21 protein-coding genes are annotated in these 23,242 nt (G+C 43.0%); 8 read left to right on the top strand and 13 right to left on the bottom strand.

The genetic code is table 11. The features are described 5' to 3' along the window. Positions 1-163 precede the first annotated feature (163 nt). Positions 164-2,197 carry a M13 family metallopeptidase gene (locus tag G3341_RS10015; protein WP_163861564.1) on the bottom strand — a complete coding sequence of 678 codons (2,034 nt, stop codon included), beginning with the start codon at positions 2,195-2,197 and terminating at the stop codon, positions 164-166. 322 nt (positions 2,198-2,519) lie between these two features. Between G3341_RS10015 and cysB the strand changes: the two genes are divergently transcribed. The 3 genes from cysB (at position 2,520) to G3341_RS10030 (ending at position 7,254) form a co-directional block, all read left to right on the top strand. Next, positions 2,520-3,494, top strand: a complete 975-nt coding sequence (cysB, locus tag G3341_RS10020) for an HTH-type transcriptional regulator CysB (protein ID WP_154624593.1) — start codon at positions 2,520-2,522, stop codon at positions 3,492-3,494. A gap of 304 nt (positions 3,495-3,798) precedes the next feature. After that, on the top strand, positions 3,799-6,471 hold the full coding sequence (gene acnA / locus G3341_RS10025; protein WP_154624594.1) for an aconitate hydratase AcnA: 2,673 nt from the start codon (positions 3,799-3,801) through the stop codon (positions 6,469-6,471). A 318-nt stretch (positions 6,472-6,789) separates the two neighbouring features. Beyond that, a complete protein-coding gene (locus tag G3341_RS10030; RefSeq protein ID WP_154624595.1) occupies positions 6,790-7,254 on the top strand; it encodes a hypothetical protein in 465 nt (154 codons plus the stop codon). 48 nt (positions 7,255-7,302) lie between these two features. Here G3341_RS10030 and hemB read toward each other — a convergent pair whose 3' ends face one another. Together hemB and ribA are read right to left on the bottom strand one after the other, a co-directional pair. After that, positions 7,303-8,286: a porphobilinogen synthase gene (gene hemB / locus G3341_RS10035; protein WP_163861567.1), complete on the bottom strand. Its 984-nt coding sequence runs from the start codon at positions 8,284-8,286 to the stop codon at positions 7,303-7,305. Between the two features lie 192 nt (positions 8,287-8,478). Continuing rightward, positions 8,479-9,075 carry a GTP cyclohydrolase II gene (gene ribA, locus G3341_RS10040; RefSeq protein ID WP_154624607.1) on the bottom strand — a complete coding sequence of 199 codons (597 nt, stop codon included), beginning with the start codon at positions 9,073-9,075 and terminating at the stop codon, positions 8,479-8,481. 203 nt (positions 9,076-9,278) lie between these two features. On the opposite strand from ribA, the gene pgpB reads away from it, so the two are divergent. The 5 genes from pgpB (at position 9,279) to yciH (ending at position 12,733) form a co-directional block, all read left to right on the top strand. Next, positions 9,279-9,983, top strand: coding sequence for a phosphatidylglycerophosphatase B (gene pgpB / locus G3341_RS10045; RefSeq protein ID WP_163861569.1), 705 nt, complete (start codon positions 9,279-9,281; stop codon positions 9,981-9,983). 154 nt (positions 9,984-10,137) lie between these two features. Continuing rightward, positions 10,138-10,455 carry a LapA family protein gene (locus G3341_RS10050; RefSeq protein WP_163861572.1) on the top strand — a complete coding sequence of 106 codons (318 nt, stop codon included), beginning with the start codon at positions 10,138-10,140 and terminating at the stop codon, positions 10,453-10,455. A gap of 6 nt (positions 10,456-10,461) precedes the next feature. Next, a complete protein-coding gene (gene lapB / locus G3341_RS10055) occupies positions 10,462-11,631 on the top strand; it encodes a lipopolysaccharide assembly protein LapB (RefSeq protein ID WP_154624597.1) in 1,170 nt (389 codons plus the stop codon). A 41-nt stretch (positions 11,632-11,672) separates the two neighbouring features. Next, the gene (gene pyrF, locus G3341_RS10060; protein WP_154624598.1) at positions 11,673-12,404 is read left to right on the top strand and encodes an orotidine-5'-phosphate decarboxylase; all 732 of its coding nucleotides are present in this window, start codon (positions 11,673-11,675) and stop codon (positions 12,402-12,404) included. 2 nt (positions 12,405-12,406) lie between these two features. Then, positions 12,407-12,733, top strand: coding sequence for a stress response translation initiation inhibitor YciH (yciH, locus tag G3341_RS10065; protein ID WP_154624599.1), 327 nt, complete (start codon positions 12,407-12,409; stop codon positions 12,731-12,733). 40 nt (positions 12,734-12,773) lie between these two features. Here yciH and osmB read toward each other — a convergent pair whose 3' ends face one another. The 10 genes from osmB to G3341_RS10115 all read right to left on the bottom strand — a co-directional run bounded on the left by osmB (position 12,774) and on the right by G3341_RS10115 (position 23,078). Further along, the gene (gene osmB / locus G3341_RS10070; RefSeq protein ID WP_154624600.1) at positions 12,774-12,992 is read right to left on the bottom strand and encodes an osmotically-inducible lipoprotein OsmB; all 219 of its coding nucleotides are present in this window, start codon (positions 12,990-12,992) and stop codon (positions 12,774-12,776) included. A 192-nt stretch (positions 12,993-13,184) separates the two neighbouring features. After that, positions 13,185-15,128: an exoribonuclease II gene (locus G3341_RS10075; RefSeq protein ID WP_154624601.1), complete on the bottom strand. Its 1,944-nt coding sequence runs from the start codon at positions 15,126-15,128 to the stop codon at positions 13,185-13,187. A gap of 108 nt (positions 15,129-15,236) precedes the next feature. After that, positions 15,237-15,878: an endonuclease III gene (gene nth / locus G3341_RS10080; protein WP_154624602.1), complete on the bottom strand. Its 642-nt coding sequence runs from the start codon at positions 15,876-15,878 to the stop codon at positions 15,237-15,239. Positions 15,879-15,893: 15 nt separating this feature from the next. Continuing rightward, positions 15,894-16,610, bottom strand: coding sequence for an electron transport complex subunit E (locus G3341_RS10085; protein WP_154624603.1), 717 nt, complete (start codon positions 16,608-16,610; stop codon positions 15,894-15,896). Positions 16,611-16,612: 2 nt separating this feature from the next. Further along, entirely contained in the window at positions 16,613-17,239 is a 627-nt protein-coding gene (gene rsxG / locus G3341_RS10090; RefSeq protein WP_163861574.1) for an electron transport complex subunit RsxG, read from the bottom strand. Between the two features lie 9 nt (positions 17,240-17,248). Beyond that, entirely contained in the window at positions 17,249-18,334 is a 1,086-nt protein-coding gene (rsxD, locus tag G3341_RS10095; protein ID WP_163861577.1) for an electron transport complex subunit RsxD, read from the bottom strand. Between the two features lie 13 nt (positions 18,335-18,347). Continuing rightward, positions 18,348-21,350 (bottom strand): electron transport complex subunit RsxC, encoded by a 3,003-nt coding sequence (rsxC, locus tag G3341_RS10100; protein ID WP_163861581.1) that lies wholly within the window; start codon positions 21,348-21,350, stop codon positions 18,348-18,350. Continuing rightward, positions 21,343-21,969: an electron transport complex subunit RsxB gene (gene rsxB, locus G3341_RS10105; protein ID WP_154624829.1), complete on the bottom strand. Its 627-nt coding sequence runs from the start codon at positions 21,967-21,969 to the stop codon at positions 21,343-21,345. The genes rsxC and rsxB overlap by 8 nt, the downstream gene beginning before the upstream one ends. After that, positions 21,969-22,550, bottom strand: a complete 582-nt coding sequence (gene rsxA / locus G3341_RS10110; RefSeq protein WP_154624828.1) for an electron transport complex subunit RsxA — start codon at positions 22,548-22,550, stop codon at positions 21,969-21,971. Before rsxA ends, rsxB begins: the two co-directional genes overlap by 1 nt. Before the next feature lie 87 nt (positions 22,551-22,637). Then, a complete protein-coding gene (locus G3341_RS10115) occupies positions 22,638-23,078 on the bottom strand; it encodes a DUF2569 domain-containing protein (protein ID WP_163861584.1) in 441 nt (146 codons plus the stop codon). Positions 23,079-23,242 lie beyond the last annotated feature (164 nt).

Below are 23,242 nucleotides of genomic sequence, written 5' to 3' on the forward strand. Positions count from 1 at the left end.
GCTCTGAGGTATTCAGGGACTTTAATTTATTGAAAATAAATAATTTATTTTTATTAAGAGAAGGTTGATGCTGAATTCATGGGTAACTGTATAAATATACAGCTACCTGTATTTGTCAGAACTAACAAAGGCACTCATTGCTAGCGCCTTTGTTAATGGTTAATTACCAAATACGGATACGCTGTTCTGGCTCAAGATATAATTTGTTATCTTTATCAACAGAGAATGTTTGATACCATTCATCCATATTTCGTACGACACCATTCGCTCTGAATTGGTTTGGGCTATGCGGGTCGGTTAAGATTTTGTTTCGTTCAGATTCTTTATTTGACAGTTCTTGCCAAGTTCTTGCCCAAGAAATGAAGAAACGTTGTAATCCCGTTGTGCCATCAATAATAGGTGCTTCACCATTTGGGTAATTCTCTTTGACGAATTGCTTATACGCGCTCAGCGCGATATTAAGGCCGCCCAAATCACCAATATTTTCCCCTAATGTGAGTTGACCATTCACTTTTTGGCCATCGACACGAAAGCCATCATATTGCTCAACTAATTTATCAGTTTTCTGCTTGAAGTGTTGTTTTGAAGCATCACTCCACCAGTTACGAAGTTGCCCTGTACCATCATATAAGCTTCCTTGATCATCGAACCCATGGCCCATTTCATGGCCGATGACAGCGCCAATAGCGCCGTAGTTATAAGCAGGGTCAACATTAGGGTCAAAGAATGGCGCCTGCAAAATTGCGGCAGGGAATACAATCTCATTTTGAACAGGATTAAAATACGCATTAATGGTTTGAGGTGTCATTCCCCATTCCCATTGACGAACCGGTTGTCCTATTTTGCTCATGTTATCCTGATAGGACCAATTCAAGACTTGCTTATAGTTATCCAATAAAGTATCAGGCTTTAAATTAATGCTACTAAAATCATTCCACTTATCAGGGTAGCCTACTTTAACGGTAAATTGTTCAAGCTTTTTGAGCGCTTCTTCACGCGTTGGGTTATCCATCCAGTCATTATCTTTTAAGCGTGAATTGAAAGTGCCTCTAATATAACTCACCAGCTCAGTAATTTTAGCTTTTGATTCAGGGTCGAAATATTTCTCGACATAAATCTGGCCCATCGGCTCGCCTTGTAAACGGTTTACTGTTTCAAGAGCACGTTCTTTGCGGGATCTTTGTTTTTCAATACCATTCAATTTACGTGAATAAAAATCAAATCTAGCGTCAGAATAATCACGGTTTAAATAGGGTGCTTGGTCGCTTAAATAATGAAAACGTAGATAGTCTTGAAGTGTCGAGACGGGGGTATCAGCATAGATTTTCGCTAACTGTTTTACAGCACTATCATTTTCTACAATGACCTTATTCAATTGTATGTTTGAAAGTTGCCATTGATTTATGAAATTATCCCACTCAAATCCTTCAGTGAAATTTTTCATTTCATCGAGCGTCATGGGATGATAATTTTTGATCGTATCGCGACGTGCTTCTGGGCTCCAATGCACCTGAGCCATGGATTTTTCTAGAGCAAAAATTTGCTGAGCTTTCTGCTCAACCTCTTTTTCACCCGCTAAGTTTAAGATTGTTGCGATATAAGCAATATAGTTTTTGCGAATATCTTCCATCTGAGGGGTGTCGTCGAGATAATAATTACGATTCGGTAAGCCTAAACCGCCTTGACCAAGGTATAAAACATAAGTATCAGGTTGTTTGGCATCAAGGTCGACCCAATAAGAAATAAATGGCGTATAAGCAGGTAATGCCATCAATTTGCTAATATCATTATGGTTTTTCGCATGGCTAATGGCATCTAACTCTTCCTTAAGAGGCGCAATGCCAGTTTTTTCGATGGCCTCTTCATTAAGGTAGCTAGCATACAAGTTACGAATATTTGTTTGATTATGATTGAGCGTGTTGGCCGGCGCGTTTTGAAGTTGGTCGATAATACTTTGTAGCTGCTTTTCTGTGGTTAGGTATAACTCAACAAACGAGTTGATGCGTGGCATACCGGTAGGGATCTTTGCCTTACTGATCCAATCCTGATTCACGTAGCGATAAAAATCATCACCAGAAGCGATGTTGTCTGATAAAACAATCTTTTGATTTCCATAGGAAATTTCTTTGGCATACAGCTGAGGGGCCATGGCGATAGTCGACATACTGATAATGAGCGCCAAAATGTTTTTCTGCATGTAACGTCCTCTCTTCGTTGAGAATTTTAATTTCCATTACTAAGGCTAAAGTGGATTTACCCATCTTACAAAGTTGCTTATCTCCTATTCAATCATAGTTTACGAAAATTGGGTCATAACTTTGCATTTCCTTACTAGTTAACTGTATAAATAGTTTTATATTTAAATTAACTTATGTGGAATTTCATCATCTGGCTATTCACAGTCTGCATTATGGTGTTATATTAGTTATATTAAATATCATATATATAGCTTTTAATTATAAGTAATAATTTTTAGCTATAGCTAAATTCTGACACGCTCTGTAGAGGTGAACCTAAAAATGAAATTACAGCAATTACGCTATATTGTTGAAGTGGTTAATCATGACTTGAATGTCTCTTCAACTGCTGAAGGGCTATTTACCTCACAGCCAGGCATCAGTAAACAAGTTCGCATGCTAGAAGATGAGCTAGGTATTCAAATCTTTGCTCGCAGTGGTAAACATCTCACTCATGTTACACCCGCCGGTGAAGAGGTGATCCGTATTTCTCGTGAGGTTTTGTCAAAAATAGAGGCCATTCGCTCGGTTGCAGGGGAGCATACATATCCAGATAAAGGCACCTTGCATATTGCGACAACGCATACCCAAGCACGCTATGCATTACCGCCTGTCATAAAAGGTTTTATCGAGCGTTATCCACATGTTTCATTGCACATGCAGCAAGGCTCGCCGACCCAAATTGCTGAAGAAGTCTGTAAGGGAAATAGTGACTTTGCAATAGCAACAGAAGCGCTGCATCTCTATAGTGATTTGATCATGCTTCCTTGTTATCACTGGAATCGCTGTGTTGTGGTGAAAAAAGATCACCCGTTAGCGGAGAAGAAAAATGTCACGATTGAGGATGTAGCACAATACCAGATAGTGACTTATACCCACGGTTTTACAGGGCGTTCTGAATTAGATATTGCTTTTCAAAAGGCAAATCTTGAGCCTAAAATTATTTTTACGGCAACAGATGCGGATGTTATTAAAACCTATGTTCGTCTTGGGTTAGGGATTGGTATCATTGCGAGTATGGCGGTGAACCCTGAGTTGGATAGTGATCTCGTTGTGATTGATATGCGGGATAAATTTAGCTATAGCACAACGAAAATAGGCTTTAAGCGAACCAGCTTTTTGCGTAGTTATATGTATGACTTTATTTGGCGTTTTGCCCCTCATCTTACTCGGGATGTTGTGGATAAGGCGATTGCACTTCGTAACAATGAAGATATTGAAGAGATGTTTAAAGACATTAAATTGCCTATCGTGTAATGACACCTTTCAACCCCTTTCTTTACCTTATGTCGCCTGTTTTTATGCGCGACATAAGGTTTCTATTTAAGTCATTTAATGATTACTCATAAGACGAGCGAATTTCTCATATTATATTTCGATACCTATTTTTCTTAAATTTTTTTGTGTTTTTTGATGAAAAGCACAGAGAATTTAAGGATTTGACACAAAATCCATAAAGTAAATATTTTCAGCAACTATAATTACAAGTAATTAACAAAACATTGTGAATTTGTTAGGCAAGTAAGATGACCCATAATCATCATAAAACCAAGGAGGAGTTATGTCGTTGAGTCTAAAAACACAGAGTGCATCAACACTCAGTGTCGGAAGCAAGCTCTATAATTACTTCAGTTTGCCGATTGCTACTAAACAACTCGGTGATGCTACTAAGCTACCCAAATCCCTCAAAGTCCTACTTGAAAACCTGTTGCGTAATATTGATGGCAAATCAGTGGTCGAAGCTGATTTGCAAGCGATCATCGATTGGCAAAAAACGGGGCATGCTGAGAGAGAAATAGCTTATCGACCCGCTAGGGTACTGATGCAAGACTTTACAGGGGTACCGGCGGTTGTTGATTTGGCTGCGATGCGTGAAGCGGTGAAATCGTTAGGTGGTAATGTTAATCAAGTCAATCCGTTGTCTCCGGTGGATCTTGTTATTGACCACTCGGTGATGGTTGATGAATTTGCGACCGACAAAGCATTTGATGATAACGTTGAAATTGAAATGAAGCGCAACCATGAACGTTATCTCTTTTTGCGTTGGGGACAAAAAGCGTTTAACCGCTTTAGAGTCGTTCCACCGGGTACTGGTATTTGCCACCAAGTGAATTTAGAGTACCTCGGTAAAGCAGTGTGGTATGAAGAAATTGATGGTCAATTATATGCCTACCCAGATACTTTAGTGGGTACCGATTCACATACAACCATGATCAATGGCCTTGGTGTATTAGGCTGGGGGGTTGGGGGAATTGAGGCTGAGGCCGCTATGCTCGGTCAACCCGTTTCAATGCTCATCCCTGATGTTGTCGGGTTTAAACTGACAGGCAAATTACGTGAAGGTATTACTGCAACGGACTTAGTTTTAACGGTCACACAAATGCTACGTAAGCATGGTGTGGTTGGTAAGTTTGTTGAGTTTTATGGTGATGGCCTTGCGGATTTACCATTGGCGGATAGGGCAACGATCGCGAACATGTCGCCAGAATACGGTGCGACCTGTGGTTTCTTCCCTGTAGATAATGTCACATTAGAGTATATGAAGCTAACAGGACGCAGTGATGATGAAATTGCGTTGGTGGAAGCTTATTCTAAAGAGCAAGGTTTATGGCGTCATGCCGGTGATGAACCGATCTTTACGAGCACCTTAGAGCTTGATATGTCGACAGTGGAATCCAGTTTAGCAGGGCCTAAGCGTCCACAAGATCGCGTCGAACTGAGCCAAGTACCAAAAGCGTTTCAAGCCGCTGTCGAATTGGAACTGAATAAAAAAGATAAAGCGGCACATCCAACGGTAAATTATCAAGGACAAACCTTTGACATGACCGATGGTGCTGTTGTCATCGCGGCAATAACATCTTGTACAAATACCTCAAACCCAAGTGTCCTAATGGCTGCTGGGCTATTAGCGAAAAAAGCAGTAGAAAAAGGCTTAACGCGTCAACCCTGGGTTAAATCTTCTTTAGCGCCGGGTTCTAAAGTGGTTACCGACTATTTAGCTTTAGCCGGTTTGACGCCGTATTTAGACAAATTAGGCTTTAATCTTGTGGGTTATGGTTGTACAACTTGTATCGGTAACTCAGGTCCATTACCAGAACCGATTGAACAAGCGATCAAAGAGAGCGATTTGACCGTAGGGGCGGTATTATCTGGAAACCGCAACTTTGAAGGGCGGATCCATCCTTTAGTCAAAACCAATTGGCTTGCGTCACCACCGCTGGTGGTTGCCTATGCACTCGCGGGCAACATGAATATCAATGTCAAAACAGACCCGCTAGGTAAAGACCATCAAGGTAATGATGTCTACCTGAAAGATATTTGGCCATCAAGCGCTGAAATTGCCCAAGCGGTTGAAAAAGTGAAAACAGAAATGTTCCGTAAAGAATACAGTGCTGTTTTTGATGGAGACGAAGCATGGCAAGCATTACAGGTTGAAAGCTCCTCTACTTATCACTGGCAGGAGGATTCTACCTATATCCGTCATCCACCTTTCTTTGAAGGTATGAAGGCGGAACCAGAGGTTGTTCAGGATATCCATGGAGCGCATATTCTGGCCATATTAGGCGATTCAGTCACAACGGACCATATTTCTCCAGCAGGGAATATTAAGGTAGATAGTCCAGCGGGACGCTACTTGCAGGAACATGGTGTGGCTGTCGCTGATTTTAACTCCTACGGTTCTCGCCGTGGTAACCATGAAGTGATGATGCGTGGTACGTTTGCAAATATTCGTATTCGTAATGAAATGGTGCCAGGGGTTGAAGGTGGCTATACAAAACATATTCCAACGGGCAAACAAATGGCAATTTATGATGCCGCCATGCTGTACCAAAAAGAAAAATTGCCTTTAGCCATCATTGCCGGTAAGGAATATGGTTCTGGTTCGAGTCGAGATTGGGCAGCAAAAGGCACTAATTTGCTGGGTGTTCGCGTGGTGATTGCAGAATCTTATGAGCGTATTCACCGTTCTAACCTCATTGGTATGGGGGTTATTCCTCTGGAATTCCCACAAGGCACCACACGTAAAACGCTGGGGCTTAAAGGTGATGAGCGTATAGATGTTGAGTACTTGCAATCCATTGAGCCGGGTCAACATATCGTGGTGAAAATCACCTATGGAGATGGGCAGGTGAAAGAAATCGCCACACGTTGCCGCATTGATACAGCCACCGAGATGGAATATTACCGAAATGGCGGTATCTTGCATTATGTGATCCGTCAAATGCTGCACTAATTTTTGGCATTTGTTGGTTAAAAACGCCCATCTGTATTTTTACAATGGGCGTTTTTTATTGTTATTTCGCAATATAATGCGATTAACTTCAGGTTATGATGATGTTGCTGTTAGGCTCTATGAATGGATGTACAGAGTGTTTTTTGGGTGGCGAAATACATTTTGCGGTCGGTAAGGGGGGAATAACTGCTCACAGGGGGATAAAAATGCGTAAGGAGTGGGGACGTATTTTTAAATCGGCGGATACAAATAGCGTATATTGATATTCGATAAGATATAAACGGGCTAATGAAATGATCTAACGTAAAGGAAAAAGATATGGCAGATATTAATGCAACGGATTTTTACAAAGGTGCACTTTGGGCTGCAGATATTCTCGTCTCTACCTCGTCAAGTTCGTCAAGTCATCATTATCAAAATGAAGTTCGAGATATTCTTGAACATATTCCAAATTTATATTCCATTGTGATGCAAACACCCGAAACTGAAGTTTGTGATCTCCGTTTATTGGTAGATAAAGAATTCCCATTAGGTCGTCATGCGGATTATGTCGCAATAGATATAGTCCCCTTATCTCAAAACAACGATATTGTGGCCATGCCAGAAAAAGTAGCCAATTTGGATGAAATGTCTCACTCAAGGGCGGATATCGCCTGCTGGGGAGTGGCTGCAAAGACTGCTGATGAAAAGCAAAAATTGTTGATTACAGGCCTACATGACCCAAGTGTTGCGCAAAGTTATGCCCTACGATTAACAGAACAACTTAACAGGCAAAAAGGGTAAATGAAAATGCCCGTTAATGAATGCATTAACGGGCACTGTAGACAATCATTAGAGGGACAGAATTTTGTCTTCAGCGAGTTGAAGTGCAAAATAGGTGAAAATCATATCAGCACCAGCGCGTTTGATCGCACCTAAAGTTTCAAGCGTCACGCGAGTTTCGTCGATCGCTCCCGCCATTGCAGCAAATTTAATTTGTGCATATTCGCCACTAACCTGATAAGCGCCAATCGGCAATTCAGTACGTTCGCGTAGGTCACGAATGATATCTAAATAAGCTCCCGCGGGTTTAACCATTAGTGCATCAGCGCCTTCTTGAACATCAATCAATGATTCATGAATGGCTTCGCGGCGGTTCATCGGATTCATTTGATAGGTTTTTCTGTCACCTTTCAAACAAGAGCCTGCCGCATCTCTAAATGGACCATAGAGCGCTGACGCAAACTTTGTGGAGTAAGACATGATTGCGGTGTCTGTAAAACCCGCTGCATCTAGAGCGTGGCGAATGGCTGCAACTTGTCCATCCATTGCAGCTGAAGGGGCGATAAAGTCCGCACCTGCTCGAGCAGCGGCCACTGCTTGCAAACCTAAGTTATGGATTGTGGCATCATTATCAACAATGTCACCCTGCATAACACCACAATGACCATGTGATGTATATTCACAGAAACAAGTATCTGACATCACAATCATTTCGGGGACGGTATCTTTACATATGCGTGACATACGTGCGACTAAACCATTTTCTTGCCACGCATCGCTACCCGTTTCATCCAAATGATGAGAAACGCCAAATGTCATCACAGATTTAATGCCTGCTTTGGCAATACGTTCTATTTCAAAGGCTAAACGTTTTTCAGGGATACGTACAACGCCAGGCATACTGTCGATTTGTTTATAATCGTCAATACCTTCTTCAACAAAGATAGGTAGACACAGGTCATTAAGGGAAAGATGCGTTTCTTGGAAAAGGTCACGCATTTTTTCAGTTTTGCGTAATCTTCTCATACGTTGGATAGAATGCAGGTTATTCACCGTAGCTCCTTATTATCAGAGAAATAAATTTAAGTCGTTAAATTTATTTTTCGAGATCATTGATGGGTAACAGTATAAACCTTATAGAGTGAAAGTGAATATATCAGAGAGGGAAAGTCATACAACCGATTGTTATTATTTTAATATTGGTAAAGGAAGAGCGCGATCATAAGCTCTTCCATTTTTGAAAAATTATTGATGCTTAAATAGCATATGCCCCATTTTCTCAGCTTTTATATCTAAGTAATGAGCATTGCTTGGATTACGGCCAACAATTAAAGGAACACGTTCAACAACATTAATGCCGGCTTCACGCATAATATTAATTTTTTTAGGATTATTGGTTAATAAGCGGACTTCGTTAATACCCAATAATTTATACATGTCAGAGCACAGTGTAAAATCGCGCTCATCCGCTTTAAAACCTAATTTAAGATTCGCTTCGACGGTATCTAAGCCTTGATCCTGTAATGCATAGGCACGAATTTTATTGAGTAGGCCAATATTGCGACCTTCTTGGCGATGATAAAGTAGCACTCCACGGCCTTCTTTACTAATCTGAGAAAGTGCTGCTTCTAATTGGAAACCGCAATCACAGCGTAAGCTGAATAACGCATCACCCGTTAAGCATTCGGAGTGGATACGACTGAGCACTGGTTCCGGACCTGATATATCGCCAAAAATGAGAGCGACGTGGTCACGACCGGTTGCTATTTCCTCAAACCCGACCATTAAGAACTCGCCGAAAGGAGTGGGTAATTTGGCTTCGGCAACACGTATTAGCTGCATATTTTCATTCATTAGTTGAAATAACTCTTGCGTAATTAAGAACGTTAATCGATAGGGGATAATCTATCGATGCTATATGGTGTTTAGCATATAGAGAAGACTTTTATTTGCACACGGTCTCCTATTCATTACTATAACAGAGTTAATCACTTGTGAATCAAATTTTATTAATTCAAATACTCAACAGGCATAAATAGCATAAAATGAATAGATCAATATATCCCATCATCGCTTTTGCTGTTTTATTACTTATTCCGCCTACCGTACTGTGGATGAGCGGCTGGTATTGGCTGCCGTCATCGAAAGTAGAATCGATTAAATGGCTGTTTTGGTTAACCGAAACTGCGGGGCTCCCTTATAGCCTAATAACCTCAACCGTTTTACTCGCTCTGACTTTTTATGTTTGTAAGCTCAAATTAAAACACACCATTTTATGGGGGATCGTGATTATCTGTTGTATTGTTGCGGGACAAGGTATCAAAGGGATTGTTAAAAACAGTCTCCAAGAACCACGACCTTATGTGGTTTGGTTAGAAAAAGAGTATGGCATTTCGAATTCAGATTTTTATGAATTAAAAAGAAAACAACGGGCTGAGGTAATTAAACAGTTTGTTAAAGAAAATGCTCAGGTTCCGTCATGGCAACGGAAACATTGGCAGGCTGAAACAGGGTATTCATTTCCATCAGGCCATGTTTTATTTGCCGCAGGTTGGGCGTTATTATTGATCGGGCTATTTTGGCAGCGTAGGCAATATCTACTTTCAGTGATAATTGCTGTGTGGGCTGAAGGGATTGTTTTGAGTCGATTGCTACTAGGAATGCATTGGCCAGTTGATGCTATTGCATCCATTATCATTAGCGCGATTCTAGCCTTGGTGGCATGTGCTGTATTAAAAGAGCGAGCATAAGTCGCGAGTGATAGCACAAAAGTCGCTTAAATAAGCGCCATAAGGCATCAGCAAAGTCGGCGTATAAGATAAATTACTTTGTCTGAGTGCGCCAGAAATGCTACCTTATCAGGTAGATAATTTCATTTCATAAAAACGGATAACGGGAAAGAATGTGAAATATTTTCTGATATTATTACTAGCTGTTGTGATTTTTATCATTTCAATAACGCTAGGCTCAAGCAATAATCAGGTGATTACATTTAACTATCTGATTGCGCAGGGAGATTTTGCATTATCTTCGCTTTTGGCTTCGTTGTTTGGGGTCGGTTTTGTGCTCGGTTGGTTAGTTGCAGGGCTGTTTTATTTGCGTGCGGTGGTTAGCCTGAAAAATGCGCGCCGTAAAATCAAACGCCTTGAATCCCAACTGAGTGTGGATGATAAAACATTCTCTGATTCTACAGAAATTGTGGCTCAGAAGAACAAGGAATAAACTTGTATGTTTGAGCTGCTGTTTCTGTTGTTACCTGTCGCGGCTGCATACGGCTGGTATATGGGGCGTCGAAGCGCTCAACAAGACAAGCAGCAACATGCTAATCGCCTGTCACGAGACTATGTGACGGGTGTTAACTTTCTTTTGTCAAATCAGCAAGATAAAGCTGTTGACCTCTTTCTCGATATGTTGAAAGAGGATAGCTCCGCATTTGAAGCACATCTCACATTAGGTAATTTATTTCGCTCCCGAGGTGAGGTTGAACGAGCAATCCGAATTCATCAATCGCTTGTTGAAAGTGCATCATTATCTTTTGAACAACGTCTTTTAGCCACTCAGCAACTCGGCCGTGATTATATGGCGGCAGGGGTTTATGATCGCGCTGAAAATATGTTTCAGCAATTAACTGATGAGGTCGATTTTAAGCAAAATGCCTTGCAGTCATTACTCAGTATTTTCCAACTGACTAGTGAATGGAGTAAGGCTATCGAGATTGCCACCAAATTAGTTAAATTGGGTAATGAAGAGCAACGTGAAAATATTGCGCATTTCTATTGTGAGCTAGCTAGCCAACATCTTAGCAGTGACGACCTTGATGGTGCATTAAGCTTACTCAATAAGGCAGAACAGGCCGATAAAACCTGTGCTCGTGTGTCGATTATGAAAGGGCGCATTTTTATTGAGCAAGGGCAGTATGACAAAGCCATTGCGGTCCTAAAACAAGTTTATGAACAAGACAGAGAGCTGGTGGCTGAAACCTTGCCTTTATTGCATGATTGCTACCAACAAACTGCGAATATCGAAGATTGGGAAACGTACTTACGTCAATGTGTTGCTGGCAATACGGGCGCAATTGCTGAACTTTACTTAGCCGATATTATTGTTGATAAACAAAATCATGAGGCTGCTGCAAGTTATATTAATGATCAGATTCAACGCCATCCCACCATGCGATTATTTTATCGCTTAATGGATTACCACCTACAAGAAGCGGAAGAAGGGCGAGCAAAAGAAAGCTTAATCCTGTTACGCAAAATGGTAGGTGAGCAAATTAGAACTAAACCCGATTACCGTTGCCACAAATGTGGTTTTACCTCACATTCGTTATATTGGCATTGCCCATCTTGCCGTTCATGGGACACAATCAAACCAATTCGTGGATTAGATGGACAGTGACAGTGTCACTTTTTACCAAATATGATTAAGGCTACAACTAAATGATTTCTTCAACAGAAAACCACGCTCGTGTATCTACTCACTCGCCAGTCATTGTTGCACTCGACTATGAAGATGTAGACGCTGCATTGGCGTTTGTTGACCTAATTGATCCCCGTGAATGCCGTTTGAAAGTCGGTAAAGAGATGTTTACCTTTAATGGCCCGCACTTTGTCAAGTCACTGCATCAACGAGGCTTTGAGGTTTTCCTTGATTTGAAATTCCACGATATCCCAAATACCGTTGCTCGTGCAGTCGCTGCGGCAGCAGAGATGGGGGTTTGGATGGTGAACGTTCATGCAGGTGGTGGCAGCCGTATGATGGAAGCCGCCCGAAAAGCATTAGAGCCTTATGGTAAAGAAGCGCCATTATTAACAGCAGTTACCGTTTTAACCAGTATGGATCAATCTGATTTGCTGGGGGTTGGTATTAATGCGACACCGGCAGAGCATGCTGAACGTTTGGCATTATTGACGAAAGAGTGTGGTTTAGATGGTGTCGTGTGTTCAGCGCACGAGGCAAAAAGATTAAAATCATTGTGTGGTCGTGATTTTAAATTAGTCACGCCAGGCATTCGCCCTGTAGGAAGTGATGTGGGTGACCAACGTCGTATCATGACGCCACAAGATGCATTACAAGCAGGGGTTGATTATATGGTGATTGGTCGGCCGATCACTCGTAGCGATAACCCTGCATTAGCATTACAGCAAATCAACCAATCGATTAAGGCTTGAGTATGAGTGATTCAAATAGTCGCCTAGTCTATAGCACTGAGAGTGGGCGAATAGAACAAGAGAAGCCAAAAATCCAACGCCCTAAAGGAGACGGTATTGTTAGGATCCGTCGTGAAACGGCTGGGCGTAAAGGTAAGGGCGTTTGTATTGTTACCGGACTTGACCTAGACGATGGCGAACTGGCAAAACTGGCTGCGGAATTGAAGAAAAAGTGCGGTTGTGGCGGCTCAGTAAAAGACGGTGATATTGAGATCCAAGGCGATAAACGCGACATAATCAAACAACTTTTAGAAGCAAAAGGCTATCACGTTAAGTTAGCGGGTGGCTGATCGTAATACAGGCTAAGGGGAAAGCCCCTTAGCCATGAATTTATTTTCCGACTTGATGTCCAATAATCCCACCAACAGCAGCGCCACCAACAGTTCCTAGTGTGCTACCTCCCGTTAGGATTGCCCCACCTACGGCACCTACGCCAGCACCTACAGCGGTATTCTTGTCTCGTTTTGACATATTTGAGCATGCACTCAGGCTAATAGCGATAATAGTGGCTAAAGCGAATGTCGTAACGCGTTTACTTGTCGTGTTCATTTTAGTGACTCCGAGTTTTGTGGACGTAACCAAATTATCACAATCAGTAATTATACGAATCAGAATTATCGGGAATTAATATCTATAAAAAACGGAAATATAACTAAGTGTTGTAGACTAAATAAGACGGCAATAAAACAATATGCTACTGATAAAATCAGTAGCATATTTATAGTATAGTATTAAAAAGAATTATGCGGCGGGGCGAGCAACAATATTACGTGTTTCCATACGCACTTCGGCGATATTGACATGAATAATATCGTTGAGTTTGTACGCAGGTTCACCTTTAATTAATACGCTGCCCGTTTCTTGGCTACATTGTATTTCGTCGCGCACAGCATGTAAGAACGGCGCTGGGATAAAAGCAACAGCACCATTATCGGTGAGTCGGACACGAACACCACCACGAGTAATATCGATGATCTCCGCTGGGAAAACTTGGTCAGTCCCCTCAAATGGCTTTAAGAAACGCGCATATAGCCAATCACCGACATCGCGTTCAGCCATGCGGTTTGCACGGCGGCGTTCAGCTAATTTTATTGACAACTCTTCTGTTGGCTTATTCGTTGAAGGCTGGCCAGCAATCACAGACTTTAATAACCGATGGTTAACGATGTCTGTATATTTACGAATCGGTGATGTCCAAGTTGCGTAAGCGTCAAAACCTAAGCCAAAATGCGGGCCGGGTTCACTTTTCACCTCAGCAAATGTTTGGAAGCGGCGGATACGACTGTCTAAGAATTGGGTCGGTTGTGCATCTAACTGACGACGTAGTTGACGGAAACCTTCCAAAGTTAGCAATGCGTCCGCGGTCGTTTCGATACCATGATCTTTCAACGTTTGTACGACTTGGTCAATTTGTAATGGTTCAAAGCCCATGTGGACATTAAATACACCAAAACCTAAGCTGTTTTTCAGTTGTATTGCTGCACACAGGTTAGCCGTTATCATGGCTTCTTCGACAATACGATTTGCTGTACGGCGGCTTTCTACAATGATATCAATGACATTGCCTTTATCATCTAATAGGAAACGATAATCAGGGCGATCTTTAAACACCAGTGCATTTTGTTGACGCCATTGATGGCGTTTATCAGCCATCTCTTTTAGTAACTCGATCTGTTGTTGATCCGCTGGATTAGCTGGCTGCCAACTACCTGTTTTTTCCAACCAATCAGAAACTTCGTCGTAAACCAATTTAGATTTAGACTCAACCCAAGCACTAAAGAATTGAATATCTTCAGCGATACTGCCATCTGCTAATATCGTCGTGGCACAGACAAGTGCAGGGCGCTGCTCATTAGGGCGCAAAGAGCATAGGTTGTCGGATAGCTCACGAGGTAGCATTGGAATGTTAAAACCAGGAAGATAATTGGTATAAGAACGTGCCAAAGCCAGTTTATCTAATTCACTGCCTTCTTTGATATAACTGGTTGGATCGGCAATAGCAATATAAAGCTTTAGATTACCTTCAGGGGTTCTTTCAACATAGAGCGCATCATCCATATCTTCCGTGCTGGCACTATCGATAGTGACAAAATGAAGGTGAGTGAGGTCAATGCGTTCAATGCCTTCATCGTCACGTTCACTATCCACCATTTGTGGCTCTGCACGATCAAGTTGATGACGACGCAGTGTTACCCACCAAGGCGCAAAATGGTCTTCACCATCCGTAATGAATTCTGTAATGTCAGCGTAAAAACCTTTATCACCTTTTAAGGGGTGACGACGCATTTCAGCAACAACCCAATCTCCTTGTGCAAATTCATGGGTAACGTCTTTGGTTGGGCGGCAAGAAATCGTATCTTTTAGTAGCGGATGATCTGGAATAACGAATAAACGGTTATCATTATCTTTTTTCTGAATTCGACCTACAAAACGCGTGAGAAAAGGTTCGACAAGTTCTTCTGGCTCAGCGAATTCACGGTCTTTATCGGTATGAATAGCAGCCACAACACGGTCACCATGCATGACTTTCTTCATCTGCGGAGGAGGTACAAAGTAGCTTTTTTGTCCATCTACTTCGAGAAAACCGAAACCTTTGTCGGTACTTTTTATCAAACCCTCAACTCGTGGGGTTTGAGAATGTAGCTGCTGTTTGAGTTGCGCGAGCAATGGGTTGTCTTGAAACATACTTACCGTTTTTATGGAGGTTGAGTTTGACTCCCATTGTTACGTAAGACAAAGTCTTAGAGCAAGAAAAAATTGCATCGTGAACAAATTACTGGGAGCAGTGTAATATTAATTTTCAGGGTAAACTTTATCTTTAAATTCGCATAAGTCTTCGATAATGCAAGAACCACAACGAGGCTTACGAGCAATACAGGTATAGCGACCATGCAAAATAAACCAATGGTGGCAATCGACTTTAAACTCAGCGGGGACGACTTTTAGGAGCTTTTCTTCCACTTCGACAACATTTTTACCCGGTGCAAAGTTAGTTCGATTACAGACCCTAAAAATATGGGTATCAACAGCGATAGTTGGCCAACCAAATGCTGTATTTAGAACAACATTGGCCGTTTTGCGACCCACGCCGGGTAAGGCTTCGAGCGCGGCACGATCTTCGGGCACTTGGCTGTTATGTTTTTCAATTAAGATCTTACAAGTTTTAATCACACTTTCCGCTTTGGTGTTAAATAGCCCAATGGTTTTTATATATTCTTTGATGCCATCAACACCTAGCGCCAACATAGCTTCAGGTGTATTTGCTACCGGATATAATTTAGCGGTTGCTTTGTTAACACTAACATCCGTGGCTTGTGCTGATAGCAAAACAGCGATCAGCAGCTCGAAAGGGGAATTAAATTGTAATTCCGTTGTTGGATTGGGATTGTTATCGCGTAAACGAGTTAATATCTCAATACGTTTTGATTTATTCATAGCTCACAATCAATTTTATCTAGAAATATGGCTGCCGCATCCTTGTTCTTTTGGGTATTCACGTTCAGGTTGCAGACCTGACTTGAGAGCGGCTCGTTTTTTCATTTTTTCATCAATTAAATATTTACCCGCAAGCATTAATGCTAGACCGATAAAAGCACCCGGTGGCAGCATAGCGAGTAAAAACGGAGAGTCAAGCTGTAACACTTCAATTCTTAATGATTTAGCCCATGGCCCTAAAAGTAAATCTGCACCATCAAATAACGTGCCATTGCCTAAAATTTCACGCATAGCGCCGAGAACAAGTAAAGCCGCGGTAGCCCCTAATCCCATAGCAAGTCCATCAACGGCTGAAAGTGGCACTGGATTCCTTGATGCATAGGCTTCCGCGCGGCCAATAACAATACAGTTTGTCACAATCAGGGGAATAAAAATGCCTAAAGACTCATAGAGGCCGAAAGCATAAGCATTAATTAACATCTGTACGGCGCTAACAACAGAAGCAATAATCATGACATAAATAGGTATACGGATTTCACTCGGTACCCAACGACGAAATGCCGAGACAGCCACATTGGTACAGATTAATACCAGTGTTGTGGCAAGCCCAAGTCCTAGTGCATTGGTTGCTGTTGATGAAACCGCGAGTAAAGGGCATAGCCCTAAAAGTTGTACCAGCGCTGAGTTATTTTTCCATAAGCCTTGGGCAAAAAGTTCTTTAGATTCACTCATGATTATTCAGCTCCACAAATTGGGTAACTTGATAGATTTTGTGGTATTTTTTGCATAAAAACAGCAGTGCGCTTAGTGGCATTCACAACCGCTCTTGGCGTTATTGTCGCACCCGTAAATTGATCAAAATTACCACCATCTTTTTTTACCGCCCATTTAGGGTCCTGCTCAGAAGCAACGTTACCTGTTAATAGCGTGATCCAATCGGAAATTCGAGTTTCAATTTTATCGCCGAGTCCGGGGGTTTCATGATGTTCAGTCACCCTAACACCAAGGACATTACCGTTAAAATCAGTGCCAACTAATAGATGTATCGCGCCAGAATAGCCATCAGGCGCAATCGATTCGAGAGCGGCGGCGACAGGTTCACCATTCTTTCGCGCAATGTACAGTCGATGGGGTTGTTTACCGCCAAGTTGGGCCTCAGCACCGACTAAATAACACTCTTGTCCTAAATCATTATCATATAAATGGGTTGGCACGACTTGGTCAAGTAATTGCTTTTGCACAATCGCCGCTTGTTGAGCAATGGTATCCTTAGTTAACGTATAAACCGTAGCACTGAGAGCCGTTGTACCTGCTGCAAATAGCGCCAAAATAGCCCCATGACGGCGCATCGTATTCAACATACAGCCTCCTTACTTATGTCCATGCCCGTATGCACGGGGTTGCGTATAGTGGTCAATGAGAGGAACGGTAATGTTGGTTAATAAGACAGCAAAAGCGACGGCATCGGGATAACCACCATAAACACGAATTAACCATACTAATAAACCAATCATCACACCATAAATGAGGCGACCTTTTGGTGTTGTGGAGGCTGTTACCGGGTCAGTTGCAATAAAGAAGGCCCCTAACATAGTTGCGCCTGAGAGTAATTGCACTAAAGGTGGAGAGTAGCGCTCAGAATCGATTAACCAGCTTACGATTGCACAAAATGCCAATGTAGCGAGAAATGCAACAGGGATTTGCCAACTGATAATACGGCGATTCAACATGATTACGCCACCGACTAAATAGGCAATATTCACCCATTGCCAGCCAATACCAGCGAGAGAGCCTTGCAAAATAGGCTGCTGTAAAACATCTGAAATAGGATGAGTTAAAAGCCCTGTTTTAAAACTGTCTAATGGGGTTGCTTGGCTCATTCCATCGACACCCATTCGTAAGGCATCAAGCGTAACTCCAGTTGGGGTATGCCCTGTAAAAATAATTGATAGACTTTCTAATGCATTGATATTTAAAGTCTGTAACTCATGGGGAGGTAACCAACTGGTCATTTGTACGGGAAATGAAATTAAGAGTACAACATAACCGACCATAGCAGGGTTAAATGGGTTTTGTCCTAATCCACCATAGCATTGTTTTGCAATAATTATCGCGAAAGCTGTTCCTAAAACGATCATCCACCACGGCGCTAATGGCGGTAGGCTAATACCTAATAATAGCGCCGTTACAACCGCAGAGTTATCTTTGAGTACATTCAATACAGGCTTTTGACGAAGGCGAATAGCAATGCCCTCGACGATAATGGCCGTGATTATGGCTAAAACAATTTGATAGAGAGTACCAATACCAAAAAAGTAAATTTGTGCCGCAATACCAGGCAAAGCGGCCAATATCACCCATAGCATAACAAGGCTAGTGCTTTGATTATCATGGGTAAATGGAGCGCTTGCAATTTTCAAACGGCGATTATTTGGGTCAATAGGCCTAAATTTCATGGTATTTAATCACTTACTCTGTCATGGTTTGTTCGTTTTGTTTTTGAGCCTGTTTCGCTTTTACACGAGCTATCGCTGCGGCAACGGCGACTTTACGAGGATCTGTTTCTTCTTCAATTGGCTGCTCAGCAGCAGGGGAAAGCATTTCCTCTTCATCGGCTTTCGCGATAAGTTGTGCTTTATCTTGTGCTGCTTTTTTGGCTTTAGCACGGGCAATGGCCGCAGCAACCGCAGCCTTACGTGGATCAACCTCAGCCGGTTCGTCAGCGCTGGTTGGCTCTGCGCTCTCTGAGGCGGTAGCCTCCTGTTGAGCCGCTTTCTTGGCTTTCGCACGAGCAATAGCGGCGGCAATCGCTGCCTTACGCGGATCAATCTCAGCCGGTTCGTCAGCGCTGGTTGGTTCAGCGTTCTCTGAGGCGATAGTCTCCTGTTGAGCCGCTTTCTTGGCTTTCGCACGAGCAATAGCGGCGGCAACCGCAGCCTTACGTGGATCAACCTCAGCCGGTTCGTCAGCGCTGGTTGGCTCTACGTTCTCTGAGGCGATAGTCTCCTGTTGAGCCGCTTTTTTGGCTTTCGCACGAGCAATAGCCGCGGCAACCGCTGCCTTACGCGGATCAACCTCAGCCGATTCGTCAGCGCTAGTTGGCTCTGCGCTCTCTGAGGCAGTAGCCTCCTGTTGAGCCGCTTTTTTGGCTTTTGCACGAGCAATAGCCGCGGCAACCGCAGCCTTACGTGGATCAACCTCAGCCGGTTCGTCAGCGCTGGTTGGTTCTACGTTCTCAGAGGCGGAAGCCTCCTGTTGAGCCGCTTTTTTAGCTTTCGCACGAGCAATAGCGGCGGCAACCGCTGCCTTACGCGGATCAATCTCAGCCGGTTCGTCAGCGCTGGTTGGCTCTGCGCTCTTTGAGGCAGTAGCCTCCTGTTGAGCCGCTTTTTTGGCTTTTGCACGAGCAATAGCCGCAGCAACCGCTGCCTTACGCGGATCAACCTCAGCCGGTTCGTCAGCGCCGGTTGGTTCTACGTTCTCTGAGGCAGTAGCCTCCTGTTGAGCCGCTTTTTTGGCTTTTGCACGAGCAATAGCGGCGGCAACCGCTGCCTTACGCGGATCAACCTCAGCTGGTTCTTCAGCGCTGGTTGGTTCTACGTTCTCTGAGGCGATAGTCTCCTGTTGAGCCGCTTTCTTGGCTTTTGCACGAGCAATAGCCGCAGCAACCGCTGCCTTACGCGGATCATTCCCATCGTTTGCTTCCGTAGGTTGAGTGACAGTGTCACCTTTGCTTTCTTGCGCGGCCGCGGCTTTTCTCGCCTTAGCACGAGCAAGTGCAGCGGCTACGGCAGCCTTACGTGGGTCGTTAGTATTATCTTCTGCTATCATTGTAGCGGCTTGTTTCTCGGCCTGTTTTGCTCTCGCTTGCTCTTTACGTGCCGCTCTTGCGGCAATAACCGCACTGTTATCGGGCTCTGCACCTACAATGACATCAATTGCGGATGTGGCAGCTGATTTTTTGGCTTTTACACGAGCAAGGGCTGCGGCAACAGCATCTTTATCGGATGCCTCCACTTGAACAGCTGATTTTTTATGGCGTTCTTCTCGGGCCAGTTTTTCGCGTTCCATCCGCTGCTGTTTCGCTTCAAAACGTAATTTTGCTTCTGCTGCCCGTCGTTCCTCTTGCTTAATCTCACGTATTTCTGCTTTTTCTTGTCGGTAATATTGCACGAGAGGAATATTACTTGGACAAACATAGGCGCAAGCGCCGCATTCTATACAATCAAATAGGTTATGCTTCTGTGCTTTCTCATGCTCTTTACCTTTACTGAACCAATACAGTTGCTGAGGGAGCAGAGCAGCAGGGCATGCATCAACACATAAACCACAACGAATACACGCTTCTTCAAGAGGCTTTTGCCCAACCTCTTCGATACTAGGAACCAGTAAACAGTTACAAATCTTAACAACGGGCGCGTTAAGGTCAGGCAAAGTAAACCCCATTAATGGGCCACCCATAATGACCATTTGCTCAGTTGCAGGCGTAAAACCCGTCTGTTGTAAAAGGTGTTGTACAGGGGTACCTAGACGAGTCCAAAAGTTACCCGGAGAGGCGATCGACTCACCCGTTACGGTCACGACACGTTCGATTAAAGGTTGACCATCAATCACGGCTCGTTTTATTGCAACCACCGTTCCCACGTTCTGCATTAATACGCCGATTTGAGATGAACGAGCACCGGAGGGAACCTCTTTACCCGTCAAAATTTTAGTAAGCTGTTTGGCTCCGCCAGAAGGATATTTAGTCGGAATGACCCGAATAAAAATATGCTTATCATGAGTGGTTATTGCTTTTTTTAAAGCCGCAATAGCGTCTGGCTTATTGTCTTCAATACCAATAAGAATTTGATCAGGATTGAGTAGGTGTTGCAAAACGCGACAGCCTTCGATGACCTCATCTGCATGTTCTTGCATGAGGCGATCATCCGCGGTGATATAAGGTTCACATTCCGCGGCATTCACAATTAAGGTCTTGATCGCATCTTTCCCCCCGGCAAGCTTAGAGGCTGTTGGAAAGCCTGCCCCCCCAAGTCCGGCGATACCTGCTTGTTCAATTTTTTGCAATAGTTGCGCTGGGGTGAGTTGTAAATAATTAGGCTCAGGAAATAATTCGCACCAAGTATCTTCGCCATCAGCGTTGAGGCAAACCGACAGTTCTTTTAAGCCAGAAGGGTGAGCGGTAACCATCGGTTTAATTGCGGTGATTGTACCGGACGTTGAAGCATGGACAGGTACGGTTCGGCCAACACCACGTGTTAAAGGTTGGCCTTTGAGTACATGATCACCCGCTTTAACAATTAACTCACCTTCAGGGCCTAAATGCTGTTGTAACGGAATAATAAGCTGCTCAGGGATTGAAGCCACGCGCATTGGAACTTGGCTGGATTGAAGCTTCATTTCAGGTGGATGTATGCCGCCTGAAAAATCCCAAATAGTATCTTTTTTCAGCCAGTTAAATAAATTAAACATGTGCATCACCTTTTACCGCAGAAAAGGGTGATTTGGGCTGTTGTTCATTAGCTGACACAGGAATATTTTTAACTGGAATACTGTTTAAATCCCATTTCCAGTTTGCCGTCGTCGTTTTCACGGGAACCAGTTCAATACAGTCGGTTGGGCAGGGCGCGACACATAGGTCACAACCTGTACACAAGTCTTCAATGACGGTATGCATCGCTCTGGTTGCACCAACAATGGCATCGACAGGACATGCTTGGATACATTTGGTGCATCCAATACAGTTTTCCTCATCAATAATGGCAACTTTACGAACGGGATTCTGTGCACTCTCATCGCCGTCAATCGGTTGAGGGTCGACATTCAGCAGCTCGGAAATTTTCAACATAACTTGCTCGCCGCCGGGGGCACATTTATTGATCATCTCACCATTATTAGCGACGGCTTCCGCATAAGGACGACAGCCTGGGTAGCTGCATTGACCACATTGGCTTTGAGGCAAAATCGCATCAATTTTTTCGACAATAGGGTCTTCTTCAACTTTAAAGCGTAGAGAGGCATAGCCAAGGACTAAACCAAAAATCAGTCCCAAAACAGCTAAAATGCCAATAGCAATCCATAACGACATCATTAGAATTTCACCAAACCACTAAAACCCATAAATGCTAAAGACATAAGTCCAGCAGTAACTAGGCCAATAGATGAACCACGAAAAGGAGCAGGGACATCGGCAACAGCAAGCCGTTCACGAATAGCGGCAAACAAAACCATGACCAATGAGAAGCCGACTGCGGCAGCAAAACCATAAACGGCTGACTGTAAGAAACCATGCGACTGGTTGATATTTAACAGAGCAACACCTAACACAGCACAGTTAGTTGTAATGAGTGGGAGAAAAATCCCTAATAAGCGGTAGAGTGTTGGACTGGTTTTTCTGACAACCATTTCGGTGAACTGAACAACGACGGCGATCACTAAAATAAAGCTGAGGGTGCGTAGATAGAGAAGGTCAAGAGGCACTAAAATTAACGTGTCCATCAGCCAAGAACTGATGGAGGCAAGTGTCATGACAAAAGTCGTAGCAAAGCCCATTCCAATGGCTGTTTCGAGTTTTTTTGATACGCCCATAAATGGACACAGACCAAGGAATTTTACCAGCACAAAGTTATTAACCAGCACTGTTCCAATAAATAGTAAAAGATAATCAGTCATTTCATAGCCTGAAAACAAAATTAAAGAACAAAGACCGACGTATGTCAGTAAAACTGAGCGTATGATAACAAGCTATTTTTGTGATGCTTATCGATCTTGTGTGAAAGTCATTTTCACGCGGGCAGAATTTTTAATGTAAGGCACAAAGACTCCCGCGCCAATAAGTGGCCAAGCGAGTGTTTTTAGTGCGATATTGTCTTCAACGGCAGCGAAGGCGAAGGTTTTTAATCCCAACAGCAATAACACTAATAGCCAAATAATAAAACGGCGAGGGAAATGTTTAGAACGAATAAACATCAATTTCAAAATATGAGCGGTAAATAGCGCCATCACAACGGTAATAAGAAATGATAAACACCAATCTAACGGGATATAACTGGACCAATTCTCAATAGTGGTGACAATTTGATAAAGTTTAATGGAATACATTACTACCATGGCGCACACAGCAAAAAATGTCATTAAAATAAAGGCGGCTGGAGCAAGGAGCCAACCCGTAATTCGATGATGGTCATAGACAGGCGTCATATCAATTTATTCCATATTTAAGTTCATAATAATTCAAATACATATTGTTACCTGCCTAAGAGCATCTAAGCTAGCGTTTAAAATGCTTTTTTTCAGTGTTCAATGGTACTTAAAATTATTTTGATAGAATCAATCAATGGATATCCTACCATAGTTTTATTTGC

It is taken from the genome of Providencia vermicola, from assembly GCF_010748935.1.
In the GTDB taxonomy this organism is placed as follows: domain Bacteria; phylum Pseudomonadota; class Gammaproteobacteria; order Enterobacterales; family Enterobacteriaceae; genus Providencia; species Providencia zhejiangensis.

Bases quoted from the DNA above. Each gene is read 5' to 3' on its own strand.
- G3341_RS10015 (WP_163861564.1), bottom strand. From the start codon at position 2,197: ATGCAGAAAAACATTTTGGCGCTCATTATCAGTATGTCGACTATCGCC.
- cysB (WP_154624593.1), top strand. From the start codon at position 2,520: ATGAAATTACAGCAATTACGCTATATTGTTGAAGTGGTTAATCATGAC.
- acnA (WP_154624594.1), top strand. From the start codon at position 3,799: ATGTCGTTGAGTCTAAAAACACAGAGTGCATCAACACTCAGTGTCGGA.
- G3341_RS10030 (WP_154624595.1), top strand. From the start codon at position 6,790: ATGGCAGATATTAATGCAACGGATTTTTACAAAGGTGCACTTTGGGCT.
- ribA (WP_154624607.1), bottom strand. From the start codon at position 9,075: ATGCAGCTAATACGTGTTGCCGAAGCCAAATTACCCACTCCTTTCGGC.
- pgpB (WP_163861569.1), top strand. From the start codon at position 9,279: ATGAATAGATCAATATATCCCATCATCGCTTTTGCTGTTTTATTACTT.
- lapB (WP_154624597.1), top strand. From the start codon at position 10,462: ATGTTTGAGCTGCTGTTTCTGTTGTTACCTGTCGCGGCTGCATACGGC.
- pyrF (WP_154624598.1), top strand. From the start codon at position 11,673: ATGATTTCTTCAACAGAAAACCACGCTCGTGTATCTACTCACTCGCCA.
- yciH (WP_154624599.1), top strand. From the start codon at position 12,407: ATGAGTGATTCAAATAGTCGCCTAGTCTATAGCACTGAGAGTGGGCGA.
- osmB (WP_154624600.1), bottom strand. From the start codon at position 12,992: ATGAACACGACAAGTAAACGCGTTACGACATTCGCTTTAGCCACTATT.
- G3341_RS10075 (WP_154624601.1), bottom strand. From the start codon at position 15,128: ATGTTTCAAGACAACCCATTGCTCGCGCAACTCAAACAGCAGCTACAT.
- nth (WP_154624602.1), bottom strand. From the start codon at position 15,878: ATGAATAAATCAAAACGTATTGAGATATTAACTCGTTTACGCGATAAC.
- G3341_RS10085 (WP_154624603.1), bottom strand. From the start codon at position 16,610: ATGAGTGAATCTAAAGAACTTTTTGCCCAAGGCTTATGGAAAAATAAC.
- rsxG (WP_163861574.1), bottom strand. From the start codon at position 17,239: ATGTTGAATACGATGCGCCGTCATGGGGCTATTTTGGCGCTATTTGCA.
- rsxD (WP_163861577.1), bottom strand. From the start codon at position 18,334: ATGAAATTTAGGCCTATTGACCCAAATAATCGCCGTTTGAAAATTGCA.
- rsxC (WP_163861581.1), bottom strand. From the start codon at position 21,350: ATGTTTAATTTATTTAACTGGCTGAAAAAAGATACTATTTGGGATTTT.
- rsxB (WP_154624829.1), bottom strand. From the start codon at position 21,969: ATGATGTCGTTATGGATTGCTATTGGCATTTTAGCTGTTTTGGGACTG.
- rsxA (WP_154624828.1), bottom strand. From the start codon at position 22,550: ATGACTGATTATCTTTTACTATTTATTGGAACAGTGCTGGTTAATAAC.
- G3341_RS10115 (WP_163861584.1), bottom strand. From the start codon at position 23,078: ATGACGCCTGTCTATGACCATCATCGAATTACGGGTTGGCTCCTTGCT.